At 41.9% G+C, this 1,265-nt stretch carries 1 protein-coding gene; it reads left to right on the plus strand.

Translation table 11 applies throughout. From position 1 onward, the window contains the following. Window positions 1-83: 83 nt before the first annotated feature. Window positions 84-890 (plus strand): histidine phosphatase family protein, encoded by an 807-nt coding sequence (locus tag HCJ66_RS15825; RefSeq protein WP_187134011.1) that lies wholly within the window; start codon window positions 84-86, stop codon window positions 888-890. Window positions 891-1,265 lie beyond the last annotated feature (375 nt).

Consider the following 1,265-nt stretch of genomic DNA (forward strand, 5'->3'; position numbering starts at 1 on the left):
AATATGGTATTTTTGTTCCAAGTCATATTATTTCTTTTTGTTTTTTAGCCTGTCTACTTGACAGGGAGCAGTTCAAAAAGCAGATGTTAAAGGTTTTGATGTTAGTTTGTGGTTTGTTGTTAGTGGTAGGTTGTAGCAATACGAGCGCTGACACGAAGGATAAGGATTCCGCGGCAAAAGATGGGACGGTTACATTTTACGTTGTGAGACATGGCAAGACGATGCTTAATACAACAGATCGCGTGCAAGGATGGTCTGACGCGGTACTCACGCCCGCTGGTGAAGATGTTGTCACGGATGCCGGTAAAGGTTTGAAAGATGTTAAATTCGGCTCAGCGTATAGCAGTGATAGCGGACGGGCAATTCAGACGGCTGATATTATTTTGAAAGAAAATAAAAAATCGGATAGCGTGAAATTACAGACTGATCCACGGTTCCGCGAGTTTAATTTTGGATCATATGAAGGCGATTTAAATCACAATATGTGGACCGATATCGCGAAAAGCCAAGGCAAAACATTAGAGCAATGGCAAAGTGAAGGTATCTCGCCGAAAGACTTCGCAAATAGCGTTGCAGCACTGGATAAAGATCGCGTAGAAGCTGGTACAAACTGGCCTGCAGAAGATTACGCAACCATTACTGCCAGATTGCAAGAAGGCATTAACGAAGTCGCGAAAAAAGAAAGCAAAAAAGGCGATCACAATGTACTCCTTGTATCCCATGGCTTGAGCATTGGCGCCCTACTTGACAGCATTTCACCAGGCTACAAACTACCAGACGGAGGCTTAAAAAACGCGAGCGTCACAAAAATCGAATACAAAGACGGCAAATTCACGATTGGCGACGTTAACGACTTAAGCTATATAGAAAAAGGCTCGAAAGAAAAATAGAATAGAAACGAAAAATAAGCTTGATACTCGTAATCCTTGTTACGAGCACCAAGCCTATTTTTTCATTAAATTCTAATCTAACTCACAGCCTAATCTCTTCAGCGACGGTTATTATATAGTTATAAGCTAACAAATTAAATTTTTATTCTTTCCCCTGAGAATAAAATCCCAAACTCCCTTTTTGACCACCGCGGTTACTCCCTTTTCCGCGGTGGTTTTTTGTTGTGTTTTTAGAAATTGTTGTCTAATTTCCTAACACAGAAGGACTCTCCAAGCCTCAGCGGAGCGACAAATGCTTAGATCCTAGGCAAAAGCGAGTACCGAAGCGGAGCATACTAGAGTATGTGAGCATCGGAACACAGCTTTTAACGACGG

Source organism: Paenilisteria portnoyi (genome assembly GCF_014322795.1).
Lineage (GTDB): Bacteria > Bacillota > Bacilli > Lactobacillales > Listeriaceae > Listeria_A > Listeria_A portnoyi.